The organism is Kovacikia sp. CALU 1929, from assembly GCF_056784235.1.
Genome location: NZ_JBXBCF010000075.1, coordinates 53,983 through 70,878, shown reverse-complemented (window position 1 = coordinate 70,878; position 16,896 = coordinate 53,983). Strand labels below are relative to the sequence as shown.

At 50.0% G+C, this 16,896-nt stretch carries 10 protein-coding genes; 1 reads left to right on the top strand and 9 read right to left on the bottom strand.

The window, feature by feature from the left end; all coding sequences use genetic code 11:
- Nucleotides 1-100: 100 nt before the first annotated feature.
- The 9 genes from AC1S52_RS18790 to AC1S52_RS18750 all read right to left on the bottom strand — a co-directional run bounded on the left by AC1S52_RS18790 (nt 101) and on the right by AC1S52_RS18750 (nt 14,562).
- A complete protein-coding gene (locus tag AC1S52_RS18790) occupies nt 101-2,836 on the bottom strand; it encodes an MGH1-like glycoside hydrolase domain-containing protein (RefSeq protein ID WP_482030572.1) in 2,736 nt (911 codons plus the stop codon).
- A 539-nt stretch (nt 2,837-3,375) separates the two neighbouring features.
- Complete coding sequence (locus tag AC1S52_RS18785) at nt 3,376-3,939, bottom strand: HdeD family acid-resistance protein (RefSeq protein ID WP_482030571.1); 564 nt, start codon at nt 3,937-3,939, stop codon at nt 3,376-3,378.
- 314 nt (nt 3,940-4,253) lie between these two features.
- Nucleotides 4,254-4,748, bottom strand: a complete 495-nt coding sequence (locus tag AC1S52_RS18780) for a DUF1269 domain-containing protein (protein WP_482030570.1) — start codon at nt 4,746-4,748, stop codon at nt 4,254-4,256.
- Between the two features lie 49 nt (nt 4,749-4,797).
- Nucleotides 4,798-5,223 carry a response regulator gene (locus tag AC1S52_RS18775; protein ID WP_482030569.1) on the bottom strand — a complete coding sequence of 142 codons (426 nt, stop codon included), beginning with the start codon at nt 5,221-5,223 and terminating at the stop codon, nt 4,798-4,800.
- Nucleotides 5,224-5,260: 37 nt separating this feature from the next.
- Complete coding sequence (locus AC1S52_RS18770) at nt 5,261-5,476, bottom strand: hypothetical protein (protein WP_482030568.1); 216 nt, start codon at nt 5,474-5,476, stop codon at nt 5,261-5,263.
- A gap of 101 nt (nt 5,477-5,577) precedes the next feature.
- On the bottom strand, nt 5,578-5,952 hold the full coding sequence (locus AC1S52_RS18765; protein ID WP_482030567.1) for a response regulator: 375 nt from the start codon (nt 5,950-5,952) through the stop codon (nt 5,578-5,580).
- Nucleotides 5,945-10,150 (bottom strand): PAS domain S-box protein, encoded by a 4,206-nt coding sequence (locus AC1S52_RS18760; RefSeq protein ID WP_482030566.1) that lies wholly within the window; start codon nt 10,148-10,150, stop codon nt 5,945-5,947. Before AC1S52_RS18760 ends, AC1S52_RS18765 begins: the two co-directional genes overlap by 8 nt.
- Before the next feature lie 43 nt (nt 10,151-10,193).
- The gene (locus AC1S52_RS18755; protein WP_482030565.1) at nt 10,194-11,339 is read right to left on the bottom strand and encodes a response regulator; all 1,146 of its coding nucleotides are present in this window, start codon (nt 11,337-11,339) and stop codon (nt 10,194-10,196) included.
- Between the two features lie 370 nt (nt 11,340-11,709).
- Nucleotides 11,710-14,562, bottom strand: coding sequence for a cyclic nucleotide-binding domain-containing protein (locus AC1S52_RS18750; RefSeq protein ID WP_482030564.1), 2,853 nt, complete (start codon nt 14,560-14,562; stop codon nt 11,710-11,712).
- A gap of 470 nt (nt 14,563-15,032) precedes the next feature.
- On the opposite strand from AC1S52_RS18750, the gene AC1S52_RS18745 reads away from it, so the two are divergent.
- The gene (locus AC1S52_RS18745) at nt 15,033-16,865 is read left to right on the top strand and encodes a mechanosensitive ion channel family protein (RefSeq protein ID WP_482030563.1); all 1,833 of its coding nucleotides are present in this window, start codon (nt 15,033-15,035) and stop codon (nt 16,863-16,865) included.
- Nucleotides 16,866-16,896 lie beyond the last annotated feature (31 nt).

Genomic DNA, 16,896 nt, shown 5'->3' with positions numbered 1-16,896 from the left:
GATTATTCCAGGGGGTGGCATGTTTTTTTAAGATCCCCGGATACTTGAAGAATCCGGGGATCTGGAGACTCGATTGCGGTCTATTTCAGTGCCATTCAACTTAAACCCGATACTGTGCCAGCTCCCCAGGGGAGATCGTTTCCATCACGGTTTCCGGCGTAAAGTAGCCCAAAGCCTGGATGATGCGAGCGATGCAACCCGTCCATCCCGTCTGGTGACTGGCACCAATGCCTGCCCCGTTGTCGCCGTTGAAATATTCGTAGAACAAAATTAGATCGCGCCAGTGGGGATCGGTCTGAAACTTCTCGGCTGCGCCGTAGAGGGGACGACGACCGGATTCATCCTTGAGGAAAATGCTGAGAATGCGTTCACTGATGCATTGGGTGACCTCATAAAGGGTCATGGATTTGCCGGAGCCAGTAGGATATTCAATCGTAAAGGCATCACCGTAGTAGCTATAGAGTTGCAGCAGCGATCGCAACAACAACAAATTGACCGGCATCCAGATCGGACCCCGCCAGTTAGAGTTGCCCCCAAACATGCCAGAGGTCGAATCCCCCGGAACGTATCCCACTTTGTACTCCTGTCCATCGTGATGGAAGTAGTAGGGATGCTCCAGGTGATAGCGAGACAGGGAGCGAATTCCATAGTCACTGAGGAACTCGGATTCATCCAGCATGCGGGAGAGAACCCGGCGCAGTTTGTCTTGATTCAAGATGGACAGCATCAGTCGATTCCGCTGTCCCGGTACATGGGGTAGATGAAGATTTTGAGTCAGTTCGGGATGTCGCCGAATAAACAGTTGTGCCCGATCTCTGAACCGGGGCAGCTTTTCAAATGCCTCATTGGGCAAAACGGTAACTGCCATCAGCGATAGTAAACCCACGAGCGATCGCACCTTTAAGCGCGTAGATTCACCGTCAGGAAAGTGCAGGACATCGTAGAAGAAACCATCTTCTTCGTCCCATAGTTCATCCTGATGCACACCCAGCCGATCCATGGCACCCGCAATCCACATCGTGTGTTCAAAGAACTTAATCGCAAAGTCTTCGTAGAGAGAATCGTGGAGTGCAAGTTCAACGGCAATCTGGAACATTCGCTGACTGAAGAAGACCATCCAGGCGGTCCCATCTGCCTGATCCAGGTGCCCTCCTGTGGGTAGTGAGGCACTGCGATCAAACACGCCAATGTTGTCCAACCCTAAAAAGCCACCCTGAAACAAATTGTTGCCGCCTTCGTCCTTGCGGTTGACCCACCAGGTGAAGTTGATCAGCAATTTGGAAAAGGCATATTTAAGGAATTCAATATCCCCTACCCCTTTGTTGCGTTCGCGATCGCGGATATAAATTTCCCAGGTGGCAAAGGCATGGACGGGTGGGTTGACATCCCCAAAGTTCCACTCATAGGCAGGAATCTGACCATTGGGATGCAAATAATCTTCTTGCAGCATCAGCATGAGTTGAGCTTTAGCAAAGTCCGGATCCACTAAGCTAATGGGAATCACATGGAATGCCAGATCCCATGCCGCGTACCAGGGATATTCCCACTTATCTGGCATCGATATAATGTCATCGTTGTACATGTGAAACCACTCGCTGTTTCGTACATGCTTGCGTTCATTGGGAGATGTCCAGGGGGTGATGCTGCGCTCTCGCAGCCATTGATCCAGGTCGTAGTAGAAGTATTGTTTTGTCCACATCATCCCCGCCAATGCCTGTCGCATGACATTGGTGCGATCGCCATCCGCCAATACCGCTGGTGGAATGACCGTTTCATAAAACGCATCCGCTTCCTGGATGCGTGTTGCAAACTGTTGATCGAAGTAAGCGCTAAACGGCTCACCGACCTGATCCGGCGCGTGTTTTGTTAGCCGAAATTGGAGTACCTTTGTCTCGCCAGCCCCCAGGGTCAGTTCATAATGGGGCGAAACTTTGGTGCCAATCCCACCCGAATTGACTGCATCCTGCTCCCCATGCAAAACGTAGGTGTTAATTCCATCTTTGACAAAGGGGTTGGCATTGGGGGTATTAAACAACCGCTGATTGTTGGTTTCATTCTCTGTGAACAGCAGCGGAACCACCCCATCGCAGTAAAAGTAGTAATCCTTGATGTATTGATCCAGCACCGGATTTGTAACGTGGGCATGGACCACACTGTTGCCGGTTCCTTCCACCTTCGTGAGGACGGGCTTGGATCCCGTATCCGCCCAGGACCAGGTGTTCCGAAACCAGAGGGTTGGCAGCAAATGAATTGGAGCCGCTTCTGGACCCCGGTTGGCAATGCTGATTCGAATCAACACATCCTCAGCATCGGCTTTGGCATATTCCACAAACACATCAAAGTAGCGATCGTCATCAAAGATGCCCGTATCGAGTAACTCATATTCCAGTTCATAGCGACTGCGATTACGGTTGGTGCTGACCAAATCATCGTAAGGAAATGCCGCCTGGGGATATTTATAGAGGTACTTCATGTACGAGTGAGTCGGCGTACTGTCCAGGTAAAAGTAGTACTCTTTGACATCTTCACCGTGGTTGCCTTCACTGTTGGTCAACCCAAACAACCGCTCTTTCAGGATCGGGTCTTTACCATTCCACAGCGCCAGGGCAAAACAGAGCAAATTATGGCTGTCGGTAATGCCACCCAAACCATCTTCGCCCCAGCGGTATGCCCGCGATCGCGCATGGTCATGGGGAAAATAATTCCAGGCATTGCCATCGGAACTATAATCTTCGCGCACCGTGCCCCATTGGCGCTCACTTAAGTAGGGTCCCCATTTGTACCAATCAACTTCACCGTCACGGTTCTGGTCAAGCCGTTGTGCCTCTGCGGTCATTGCTGTCTCCTGAAGTCAAATGATGCTTGATTGATGCAAACTATTCGGATCCAGTTATATAGCGATTCTCAGACGAGTGCGGTACAAACTAATGCCAAAACCTCTTACTGAATACCCAACCCCTCCTCGTCTCCCAAATTTGGGCTACCGTGTATACATAAGTCCCCAAAGTTAAATCGACAGGCGATCGCAGCGTTGACAGTGGGTAGCAGAATCCTGCTTGGGGGGCAGCCCCCCAAACCCCCCGTTGCAGGGGACGGTTGCGTCCCCCGCACCCCCTCCAAAACGATGTAATCTTGGTGTGAATGGCAACCTTCATCTCATTGGGTCTTCAAGCAAGGGCAAACGGGTGGCAAGGGGAGCGGTTGTCTTTGAAGTTTGAGGCATTTTTGACCGATTCTCGTCGCGCTAGACTTGAAGCCTCAACGCTAGACACTTTCGGGGGGTTTGGGGGAGTTAGGACCCCAAAAGGCGGGGGACGGGGGGGAAGTCCCCCAGAGCCAGTTTCTAACGAAGCCGAGATCTGTATACACCGTAGGTCAATTGCGGGATAGATGATCACTGATGGACTGAGGTAGCATAATCATCCAAACGCCCGTAAACAAAAAACTAATCCCTGAGAAGAAGCCCAACAACCAGCCCGCATTGAAGGGCCAGCGATACAAAATTAAAATCCCTAAAATAATCGCGATGATAGCGCTAACCAACATCCAACCCCAGTTTGGTTCTGGACGCACCTGGAATGCCGCAATAACTTCCAGAATGCCTTGAGCCAAAATGGCACCTCCAAACACGAGAGAAAGGGTGAGTTTAGCCCCCAGGACATTACCCACGAGCAGAATGCCAACCACCAGGTAGAGAACCGCAGCCAAAAGCATAAGCCAAAAACCACGTTGTCTGCGAGACTCAATCGCATGAACCAAGCGAATCACCCCCACAAACAAGAAAATCCAGGAGAGGATACGGGCGATAATGAGCGTGGCAAGAAAGGGTTCGGCGATCGCGGCAATGCCAAGTAGCATCATCAGCACACCCAACACCATCAACCAGTTCAGGCTTTGCTTGATTTCATCGTGTATCCCACGATTGGTACCACGGTTCATAATGGCTCCTCCAAGATAGAATCCAATGGCGTTTCAAAGATACGCATGAAAGAGTTTGAGGATGAGTGATGCTGACCGATGCTACAGGTAGCTACAGACATGAATGATGATGAAGTCAATTAAGCATGGAATATCTAGAGGTCAATAACACTGAAATAAGCGGAAACATAAGGAATGAACGCACGTTCACATCATTCATCCATCTCATTCCAAGGCTTTGCCTGGGAATGACAACCCTGGAGGCTCTGCCTCTATGAGCGTTAGGGCAGAGCCTCTCAATCAGTCTCCCAGGCTCAGCCTGGAGACCATATCAATCAGGCATCTGCGCCAAAATCTTCCCGTAGTTTTGCTTCTTGCTCGGCTGATAGGTTGGATTGAATCAATTCACCCCGTTCTTCGGGGGCAAAAGCGGCTTCCACCTTGTCAACCGTGACCTGTCCTGTCAACAAAAACAGGGCAGAAGTTCCCTCTGTTACTTTGGTTTGAACATTTTTGATGAACTCGTCATTAATTCCATAGTCAGTAAAACGACCTGAAATTGCCCCTGCGGTTGCACCGACTAATACGCCTAACAATGGCGCAAAAAAGAGCAGACCAAACAACATGCCCCAGAACACTCCACCTAGTGCTCCTACGGCAACCGTATCGACAGCCTGTTTGGTTTTGGGACTCTTGCGTCCTTCGGGCCAGGAAACAGTCGCCGCATCCAAAACCTGAATGATCTGCTGTTTTTGCAATTCTTCTAGCTTGGACAAAGCTTTATCTGCACCATCGGCAGTATTGAATTTCCAGACGGTTAATGATGACATAGTTTTCTCCTGGTTAATCTTTATGGGCAAGCCTTTTTTATGGGCTTATCTAATGACTTGGCTCTGAAGTGGAATTGCTATCAATCTCATTATTCCACCCAAGCAAATGGGAAACTTGAGCGGATAGAGTAGAGGGATCAAATGGTTTTGTAATTGCCCCAGCAAATCCCATTTGATTCAGTTGTCTTAAAGTAAACCAACTGGCTCTGGCAGTAATCAGCAAAATGGGGATGGAGGCTGTCATTGAATATTGCTTCAATTGTTCTATAAATATCAAGGCATCGGTTTCTGAGGTAGAAGCATCTAGCAAAATGACATCAGGACAGGTTGCCATACACAGATTCATCCCCTCTTGAATCGAGCTTGATAAGGTGACCCTCCAACCGCCAAATTCACTTAGACAGGTACGTAGTACTTCTCGGATGCTGGCTTCATGTTCAATCAACAAAATTGATTTGGTTGACTTCGTGGACATCAGTAACGCCCCTCTACTGTTAGAAAGGGAACAGCCGTCACTTAGACGATTGTTTGAGAAGCTGTTTAAGCCTTTCTTCGACTTGAAAATGATGGTCGAAGTCCAGTTGAAGATCTTCTAGCACCTGTCTGGCAACCGCTACCATAACCTGTGCCGAAGTGTAATCATGCTCATTTAACTTTGTTAAGGCTTGATTTAAGACATTGGTCGCAACTTCAACACGGCTAACTTTAGATAAGTCATCGCTAAACATGTTGGAAAAACTTAATAAAGTTAATGAGATGATTTGCTGTTCAGCTTAGAGCAAGAACATATGAAACTGATAGGAAAGCAAATGGATAGGAAAGGATGGTTTTACACCCAACCTAAGAGTTCTGCAATCTGTCTCCAAATGGTGACTGGGTTAAAGGGCTTGGTAATCACACCAGTGACATCGAGCGCTTCTAAGCGGAGGCGATCGCTCGGCAGCACCTTAGCCGTTAGCACAATGACTGGAATCTTTTGAGTCTTCGGATCGGTCTGAAGCTCTTCACACAATTGAAACCCATCCATATCTGGCATTGATATATCCATGAGAATGGCATCTGGGGCTGCAATTTTAGCGATTTGCAACCCTTCAACTCCAGATGTGGCAGGAATGGTCAACCAACCTGCAAATTCTTCTAGCGATATGCGCACAACATCGCGAATATCTTCTTCATCATCTACAATCAGAATTCGTTTAGTCATGGTCATCCTTCAATGTCAATGGCAACGCCACATAAAATGTGCTGCCTTTGCCAGGGGTACTCTCTACCCAAATGCGCCCACCGTGTTGTTGAACAATATTTCTGCAAATAGTCAACCCTAATCCGGTTCCCCCTTTTTTGCGGGAATCAGAGACATCAACCTGTTGAAACTGTTCAAAAATCGTCTCAAGTTTGTCCGCTGGGATGCCACGCCCCTGATCTTGGATGGTGAACAGGAGGAAGGGATGGAGGGATGGGGTGAGGGTTCTTGCCGATTCCTGATTCCACTCTTCAGCCTTGAGCCAAACCGTATCACCGGGCAAAGAAAACTTGATGGCATTACTCAAAAGGTTGGTGAGGGTTTGAATCATGGCATCGGGGGATGCCCACAGAGTGACAGGCAGGGGAATGAGGGAAAGGATGATGTTGGATTGATCGGCGATCGCCTGCACACTATCTACCGCCTGTTGCATCAGGTCTGTAACCTGGCACGGTTCCATCACAAGCTGGACTTTGCCAGACTTTAATCGTTCCAGGGTAAGAATGTCGTTGACCAGACGCACCAGTCGATCGCTGTTGTTCATGGCAATTTGCAACATGTGTCTGGCTTTTTCTGGTCTGTCGTCAAACACTCCAGTGCCTAAAATACCGAGCGCCCCTTGAATCGAAGTTAGTGGTGTGCGAAGTTCGTGACTAACCACTGAAATAAATTCGTCTGTTATGCGTTCAACTTTGAGGCGATCGCGCAGGTCTTGAACATGCCCCACAACATAGAGGAGTTGTCCATTCTGATCTCGAATCGGGGCTGTATTGATGAACGCTGGAACGATGGTTCCTTGCTTGGTGACATAGCGTTTTTCCATTTGAAACGAACGAACCTCACCGGTCAGCATTTGTTGAAACCCCTCCAGATCTGCCTCCAAGTCTGCCGGATGGGTAATCTCCTTAAAATTGAGGGTCAATAGCTCTGCTTCGGTGTATCCAACCATCTCGCAGTAGGAAGTATTGACCTTGAGAAACTGCCCAGTCGATGAAACCAGGGAAATCCCAATCGGTGCATTCTTAAACGCTTTACGGAATTGCTCTTCACTAGCACGTAACGCTTCTTCCATCTGTTGGCGATCCGTGAGGTCTACAAATCCTCCAACGGCACCTCTGCTCTGTCCCTGATCATCCCGCAACGGAGAGGCATAACAAAGAATTTGGATCACGGTTCCATCCGGATGCACCACATCCACGATTTCATCTCTGACCTCCGTGTTATGAGCCGCCGCATACTGAATAGGGAGGTTTTGGGGGGAGACCTCTTTACCGTCTTTGTAGACTCGATAAGCCGGATGCTCCGCAGCAGGGGCACTTTGGGAAGTATTTTGATCCAGTGGAACCCGCAGCAATTTCGATAAGCAAGGATTGAGGCGAATCACCCGGCATTCTGGATCTTCCCCGATCATCACGCCGATGGGTAGCACCTCAAATAGAGTTTGGAGTTCGTTCACACGGTGCGTTAGTTGCCGATTCAGTTCCTGAATTTCTGCTTCGGCTTGTTTACGTTCGGTAATATCACGTCCCACAGCCTGGAATTCAATGAATTTTTCCTGTTCGTCGAAGACTGCCCGATTGTGCCATTGAGTCCAGCGTAACTCTCCCTGGGAGTAAACCCGATTTTCCGTCGTCGCGGTGGGGTTATCCTGGCTCATGGAACTGATGCGTTGAACCACCTGATCCCGGTCTGCTTCAAATATCAGCGGTTCATAATGGCTGCCAAGCACTTCCTTTGGGTCTAGCCCAAAATATCGGCAGAAGGCTTCATTTGCAAACGTAAGCGTCCCATCCGGTTGATAGCGGCAGATGAGTTCCATCTGATCCTCTACAATGCCACGATAACGAGCTTCACTCAGTTGCAGTGATTTTTCTAGCCGTTTGCGATCGGTAATATCATCTGCTAGCCCCACTACACGTGAAGGGTTTCCGTCCTCATCATGCACAATTAAAGAGTCTGACTCAATCCAGCGGACTTCCCCATTGGCGCAAATGATGCGGTATTGTAGGCGCTTCTGGTTGCCAGAGAATAACTGCTCGAGTCCCCACAAAACATAGTCTAAATCCTCAGGATAAATTCGAGCGAGCCAGGATTTTGGGTCTTGATAGAGACTTTCGCAGGAGTAGCCCCATAGTTTTTCGTAAGCTGGACTGATGTAGAGATACTCGCCTGTGGCTACCGAAATCACATAGGACACCTGATTCAGGGTTTGAGCAATTTCCTGCAATCGAGCTTCACTTTCTTGCAAAGCGAGTTCAGCCTGTTTACGATCGCTCACATCCTCGACTGTGCCCACAATCCGCACAATGGTTCCAGCATCATCGTAAATAGGGAATGCCTGCGATCGCAGCCAGCGAATTTCCCCATCCGGGCAAATGAAGCGATACTCGTGATCAAAGTTTTCGCCCTGGCGTTCCCGCTGTAGCGCGGCTTCGATGCGATCTCGATCGTCTGGATGAATATTGTTTAACCAGTGGGACATTCCCCTGGAAAAATCTTTTTCTTCGTAAAAAGCTTGCGATGGCTTACCTGTAATGGCTTCACAGGCGGGGTTGACGTAGGAGTAGTGGGAAGACGCTGTTTCAAAAACGAAAAATCCTTCCCGGACAGTTTCTGCCAATTGACGAAAGCGGAACTCGCTTTCTTGCAGAGCCGCTTCTGCTTGTTTGCGTTCTGTGATGTCGAGCGAGGTACCAATTAGTTTAGATACCTGCCCTTGCGCGTTGCGCAAAGGTTCTCCCCGCGACTCAAGATAGCGAATAGAACCATCGGGAAGCACTACACGTAAATCTAAGGTGTAGGGAGTTCCGGTTGTAATAGCGGACTCCAGGGTTTGTTGCAGCATCGCCAGATCGTCAGGATGCACCTTTTGCAACAGTGCAGCAAAACTGGGTTCCGGTTGAGTTGGATCCAGCTCCCAGTGGTGAAATGTGGTTTCCGACCAGGCGATTTTCTGGCTCTCCAGATCCCATTCCCAGTTGCCCACCTGCGCCACTCGCTGAGCCATTGCCAGACGCGCTTCACTCTTCTGTAAGGCAGCTTCCATCTGGTGGCGTTGAGTCAAATCCCGAATTACGATTAGCACTTCATCGGTGTTAAGGGGAATAATCCTGGCTTCTTGCCAGAGGTGCTGCCCTTCCACCCAGAGGGGAAATTCGTAAACCTGGGTTTCGCCCGTTTGCAACGCCCTGGCTGTGGCGGCTAAACGTTGTTCCGCTGCTTCCGGCGGCAGATTGTTGCGAACGTTTTCTCCGATCCCTAAATGCGGCAGCTTGGTTGGGAAAGCCTTACTGTGTTTGATATCCAGATAGGTGCCATCTCGATGCATGCGAATCATTAAATCCGGCAAGGCATTGAAGATAGCTCGATTGAGAATTTCGCTTTGTTGCAGTCCCAGTTCGGCAGCTTTGCGATCGCTGATGTCTACCACAACGCCATGCCAGGCAGTTGCCCCATGCTCACGGCGTTCAGGTTGAGAGTTGCCCTGTAACCATTTGACCCGACCTGAGGGGGTAATAATTCGCCACTGATGGCTAAACGGATGTAAGCTCTGCCTACTCTCGATTACCCTATCCCGATAGCCCGCTCGATCGTCGGGGTGGATCGAATTCAAGACCAGGCTGGCATCTTGCAACGCTTGTTCAGCAGGGATTTCATGAATTGCCTCGACGGCTGAACTGATGTATTCAAACCTGATGCTGCCATCCGCCGCTTCGACCAGTGTATAGATATTCCCAGGCGAGAGTTGACTGTAATGATGCAACCACTGTTCACTTCTGCGAAGTTGTGCTTCGGTTTGTTTGCATTCAGCTTCCAGACGTGCCCAATCACTCATATCCTTGATCCTGCGTCGGACAAAACGCACCATGAGTAGATGGGCAGCCAGCAGTCCAAGGGCGATCCCACCCCCAAAAGTCAGCAGACAGAGTAAAACGGTTGTGCGGGTATCAACTGCACCCAAATCCAAACCTGGCAACCGCACAACCGTAAAGGTGGCTACCGGACGGGCAAATAGGACTGGCGATACCTGCTTAAATTGCTGCAACCCGACCAGCGCCCCCATTCCAATTGCGGGTAACACCAATAGAACGATGAGTACCCAACGCAGAGGGACCTTCTTAACAAACCGGCGGAGGGCTTTGGGCAGGACAATCAGCATGAAGAATGCTCAACGCTGAGAGAATCATACAGAAGGGAGACGATTACTTATGAGCAAGGCTCGGCTCTACATTTGATTCAGTAGTGACTGGTTGGGTGAGGGGTTTAAATAACTCCTGCTTCAATGTCTCTAGTAAGTGGGCGAACTGATTGGCTAATTCTGTTCCCTGATTTACCTTCGGTGCCAACAGGTGTTCAATGGCGGTGGCAGTTTTCGAAGCTTCGGCATAGCCAAATGTGCCCAAGCCACCTGCCAGTTTGTGTGCCTCGGTTTGTGCCGCTTGCCGTTGCTGCAAGCTCAAATTACCGGCTCGGAGCGATCGCTCGATGGCTTCCAGGAAGGCAATTCGTTGATCAATGGATCCTCGAAAGCGCTCTGTAATTTGTTGAATTGCTTTCATCCCCCGCTGTTCTCGAATGTCCCGGTCATTGACCCAATCCGTCGAAATAGACACGGGAGGCGCAAACTCTCGCGGCACTTCTCTCCCCTTTCCCCTCTCTCCCCTCTCTGCTGGTACTGCTTTTAACCGATAACCCAACCCATAAACGGTCTCAATCAAATCAGCATCCATTCCGGTAGACTTCAATCGTTGGCGCAGGTCTTTGATCAAATTCGTTACCGAACCTTCAACCGGCGTATCATCCATTGACCACAGGTGATCAATAATGGCGCTGCGGCTAAAGATCCGCTGGGGATAGCGGAGAAAGAGTTCTAGCAGGTTGTACTCTTTAGGGCGGAGGGCGATCGCCTTCTGATCATAGGTCACTTGAGCCAGAGCCGGATCCAGACAAAGCAAACCCCAGATCAACACAGGAGACAACGAAGCACTGCCACTGCGGCGCAACAGTGCCCGGACCCTGGCAAGGAGCTGGGAGGAGTCACAGGATTTGGCGATATAGTCATCAGCACCGGCATCCAGTCCAGCGATGGTATCTTCATTGGAATCTTTGACAGTCAGGATGAGAATTGGAGTCTGGCAGTTCTGGGCACGGAGACGACGGCAAACCTCAATTCCATTTAGCGTTGGCAGCAACACATCTAACAAGATCAGGTCATAACTCCATTGGCTGGCTAACTCCAACCCTGCTGCCCCATCAGCGATCGCATCAACGGCATAGTGGTGCGCAGAAAGCGTCGCTGAAAGCAATTCACTGGTATGGGGATCATCTTCTACTAACAGAATTTTCATTAGAAAAACTACCCTGGTTAAATCTGATTTGAAAGCAAAAAGGTTATAAATGATTCTTTGCCTGTATCTTTACCATGAATTTGAAAGGAGCGAAAACCTCACTAAACAATTTTTATCCTTGAAAAGACTACCTGATGGCGAACTGTAACTTTGTGTAAAGCCTACCATTTTTTTTCGGATTCCAGGTAAATCAGTAAGCATGGATTTCCAGTCAATCCAGAAAATCAGATTGCCAATTCTTTGTGAATGAGCCAATGATTTTAATGCCCGTTTCAAGGCTCGGTTTGTCATCCGAGATCCCCGGAATCTCGAAGATTCCGGGGATCTGAAACCCCACCAGACCAGGGGAGCGTACCACTTTCTTGCCCAATTACCGTAAAGTTCGTGCAAGGCGCTGGAGATGGCGACTTTCAAGCTCTAAAACCCGCCGGGCAAAATCAGGGTCATGGTCGAGCAAGTCATCCAGAGCATCGACTGGGATCGCCAAAATGCGGGTTTTTTCACGACCTGCCAGGATCGTATTTTCCAGATTGCTGTGGGTTAAAACCTCTAGCTCGTCCAGTATTTGTCCAGGTTGAAGCTTTTTAACACGAATATCATCCTGAAGCTGATAGTGAATTTCGGCATCCCCTGCCAACAGCAGCAACAATTCCCGACAGGTATCTCCCGATTCTGTGATGGCGTCGCCGGTTGAGTAGTCTTTCACCTCTGCGCGATCGCTAATAGCCAGTAGGGTTTTGGTCTGTAGGTGCTGGAAGAAATCACTATTCGATAGGTAGACCAATTTCTCCAGGGTGGGAAGTTCGTTAAGTGGGGGCGAGGGTGGTAAAGAAAGCAAATGGGTTGCCGTTTCCTGGAGCAGCGATGGCTGGGACCGATCCAGTTGGCGGGCGATCGCCTGGGCGCGGTCTGGATCGAGTTGGGCGATCAGATACAGTGCCGCTGCCTGAACCAGGGGATTGTAATGGTCTAGCAGGATATCTAAATAGCTGAGAAGAGCCTGGGTGGAAGATTCCAGGGAAAGGGTGGCTACCTCTGGCTGGGGCAGGGGTTCCGGCGGAGTTGTGGGTTGAATTAACTGCACCACTTCTGGCGGCAAGCGATCGCGCCCATCCTGACGCTGTAACAAATCTGCCACCATTTGCGGAGCAAGTTGCTGCAAAGATTGCGCGATGCGACCGGCACTGGGATCGGTGGGCAGGGTAGTGAGAGTTTGCAGCAGCGATCGCACAATCAGTTCTTGCTTATGGTGGACGCTGCGCTGGAGGAACGTGACCACCGCCTGATGACCCTGGAGGCTGGGGTGGTTCATTGCCTGGTAGCAGTCAACCCATTCAGCTAACCGGGCTAACAAAAACTCAGCTTTCTGGACGTTGCCAGCATCGGGGGCAACGCCGCTCAAAATCCAGTCTTCTTCCTGCGGCGTAATCGAATACTCACGCCGTAAGGCACGAATTTCTGGGACATCTTGCTGGAACAGTTGGTCAAAGACGGTACCCGTGATGGCAGCACTGGACACCGCTATGTCTGGCTGCTGTTGTCTGAGAGTCATCAACCGCTCCAGCGATTTTTGATACCCGCTTAACCGAATCTGATTTTCTAACGTCCGCTGGCGACTCGGATTGAGCAGATCTGGGTCTTCAATCCCCAACTCTTCCAGCACCTCCCGGTGTTCATCATCGGGAATTCCTAGCTCTTGGCGCATTTGCTGCAAGACTTCCAGACTGCTGGACGTGTTGACATAGCCTTCCTCTAAAGCCTCTCGCACTACGCCCTTATAAGCCTGGTGGCGTTTTTCACGGGTGAAGCCCGGCAGCACTTTTGCCAGCACATAGACTTCATTGGCATGGAGGTCATCCAGCGATCTACCGTCTAAAAAGCGGGCAACTTCTGGCTGCAACTTTTCCAACTGTTTACGGAAGCGACTCGCCAGATTTTCACGGGAATAGAGTTCGGGGCTACGCCGCCACGCTTTTTGCAACCACAGGGTACTGAGGAAGACAATACTGACATCAAACCCAAATTGTACCCACAGCGGTAGTAATTGCAGGAGGGGACGACCGGCGAAGAAGAAAAAGAAGTTGAACACCCCAAAGGTGCAAATGGCAAAAATGCGGTGCTGCACCAGGTCAGGAGCAATGCCCCCAGGGTGGCGGCGACTGTAGCGTTTTGCCCGGTTTTCAATCAGCCTGCCCGCACCAATGCCGATCGCGGTCAATCCCCCCAAGACCAGGGGTACTGCAAACAATTTGGGGATGGGAATCACCTGCCCAAATACATACAGTCCAGGATTCATCAGGGCTACCAGTTGATTCGGGTCACGATTCCAGATCCCGGAAAAGTAATAGTCCCAGTTGCCAGCGTAGAGATAGTAATAAACAAAATAGCCAATCACTAAGCCAACGTAACCGTATCGCACTAAAGATTCTTGGGGCTGATTCAAGCCATCCCAATAGGTTCTTTCAGAGTCAATATCAAAGCAGGGACTCTGACAGGCGACGCAGGCACTCTGCTCGTTACCATCCGGTAAAACGGTCCGGCACATGGATTGGGTAATGCGGCGATCGCTCATATGTGCCTTGCTACCTAACAAACCCGTAGGCTCACTAAAAATGGTTTGCACGGGTGCCATTGGGCAGAAATACTGGCACCAGGACTTGCCGCCATAAAAGTAACCAACTGTAATCGCGGCGGCGATCGTAAACAGCAACCAGCTTCCTAAAACCAGGCGATCGGCATTGAAAAACAGAATTCGCCCACACAATCCTACAAACAGCCAACTAAATTGGAGGTAAAGATAGTTTCTGCCGAGCCACGAATCAGACTTGACCTTTGCCAATTCGTAACGCACTTTCCCAGTTTTTGGATTTTCCCGCTTAAACTGGCGTTGCCAGCCTAAAGCACGGGGAATTTGGGACAAAAACGATAAGGGACAAATCCGTCGCCATAATTCATGCCCAAACACCAGCAGGATGAAGATTCCCGATGGGACGATCGCCCCCCAAAAAAGAGTCGCTCCCAGGGGGTAGGGTTCTTCCGGCAGGCATTGCCCCTGCACCTGCACGCACGCTCCCGAAAGTCGGAATGGACTCCAGGGATGATCTGGCTCGGTCAGTGCGGCTGACCAGGGATCATAAAATAGGGAAGCAATTAAAACCAGCCAACCCATCGTCAATATCCAGCGAATCCCATGCATCCGGCGCTCAGGCAGTTGTGCAAACATAGATTTTTTGGATCGTTAATGGGTATGGATATAGATGCTATAGCAATTCTCAGCTTTGTGAGGTACGTTTTTGGTCGTTATTGGTCATTATTGGTCATTGGTCATTGGTCGCCCACAAAGGACGAATGACTACTCATAACCGTTGTTTCGGAAGGGGGGAGGTTTTTCAAACACATCCTTACAGCCATTTCTCCTTGCCTGAGCCAGCCACACGTCGTTACGGTTGACTTACCCAAAAAATCAATATTACGACTTACAGCGATTTTCATTTGGTTAAGCCACACGATTCCCTACTCCCCACTCCCCGTTTTTGCTGTGGTCTACGCATCTAAAAACTGCTGTATTTCCAGTGCCATTAATCCAAAAATCGTTGTAAAAGATCCCCCTAACCTACTCTATGAACATAGGAAACTGATATAGCGTCAACAAGAATTACAATAGATTGCTCCGTTAGCTGATACACCCAATGTATGCCGAAACATGCCCCGTGGAATCCAACCAGGTTGTTCCGCCGCTTCGTGATCTGTACCCTCACCCTGGTCATCATCATCATGGGTGCCACAGTCCGCGTTAGAGAGATCGATGGACCAATCACCAGCCCGCTTGCCTGGGGGCAGCTACCCTCCTTAACCGCTCCCGCCGGAATACCAACCCTGCCGACTGGTGTAGAACGACGAGGTACGCTGGAAGCCACGGGAATCAGGCTTGATGGACAAGAACTGTTTAGAATCGCCTCTCCTGCGGTTCTCAATCGCAATGAGCCGGGCGGGCAAATCCCGGTCGAAGTCCGTGCCAGACAGGTAGAGACTAACCTTGTAGGGTTGATTGAAGATCGCCAGATTTTGGATCAGGGAAAGCTGGATCCCAACACATTACAGGTGGTGGTGGAGACACGGAATGGGCAGCCGGTCTTATTTGCCAGCGATGCTGCGCTGCCTGAACCAAGGGTATTGCTGACAGTCACAGATGCCGATGCCCAATATCATTTAACCAGTAAAGACCGATTGGCAGTCCGATGGCAGGGAATTCTGGAGACTGAACTGCGCCAAGCACTGCGACTGCGGCAGCCTGAAGCCTTCAAGCAGCAGGTTTCAACCGTGGTCAGGGTTTTGGCCGTAATGGTGCTGTTGACACCGTTATTGGGGGGAATTTGGACTTTCCTGGGGCGGCGCAAACAGCAGCTTGAGCGTCGCCAGACGACCGATCTGTTAGCCGCTCAAGCCGAGGGACTGCCTGGGGTTGAGATCACAGATGCCGCCCCAATAGATTCGGAATATGGGTTGGGGCTATTTCAGGATTTACGGCATCATTTTGGGTTACAGCGACGACTTCAGCTCGTCCGGTTTCTGCGATGGCTACTGTTTTGGGCGATCGCCTTTCTCTGGGTCGTGGGAATTGCCTATAGCCTCAATACCTTTCCCCAAACCCGCCAATTTGCCCGAAAGGTAATCACCATTCCGGTTGTGATTTTGGTTGCCTGGTTTTTAACGGGATTGGTCAATCGCTTAACCGATCTGGTGATTGAGCGCTATCTCCAGGTGCGCGAACAAGAGCAGACCTTAACCGAAGCCAATATTCAACGCATTACTACGATCGCCCGCGTCATCAAAGGGCTGAAAATGGTACTGGTTTATGCCATCAGCATCCTCTGGGTACTCCAGTGGTTAAATTTAGCCCCAGCATCCATCCTGACCCTGGGTGCGCTGGTTGCCCTGGCAGTTTCGTTTGCGGCTCAAAGTCTGGTCAAAGACCTGGTTAATGGATTCCTGATTTTGTTGGAAGATCAGTTTCGGATTGGTGATCTGATCAAACTTGGCACCAATCCTGGTTACCCGGCATCTGGATTGGTTGTCAATCTAAATTTGCGGATCACTCAGATTCGGAGCGATGATGGCAACTTGATTACCCTGCCCAATAGCTGCATTGTGCAAGTGGAAAATATGTCGCGCACCTGGGCACGGGCTGATTTTCGGATTGAGGTTGCCTATAATACAGATGTCGATCATGCCTTAGCCCTGGTTCGTGAAACAGTTGATCAGATGGCAGAGGAGCCAGAGTGGCAATCCATAATTCTGGACACCCAAGAACTCTTTGGAGTTGATCGAATCTCCCATACTGGAATTGTGATCCGGGTCTGGATTAAAACAGCGCCGTTGAAACAGGGGGTGATTGCCCGCGAGTTACGCCGTCGGCTCAAAATAGCCTTCGATCGCCACAACATTCGGATCGGCACTCCCCAACAAGTGTTAATGGGCAATCTTTCCAACGTGCCTGATACAACAGAGAGTTCTGAACCTGAGTAATCTTGCATGCTAACCACCTGTGTTGCCCCCA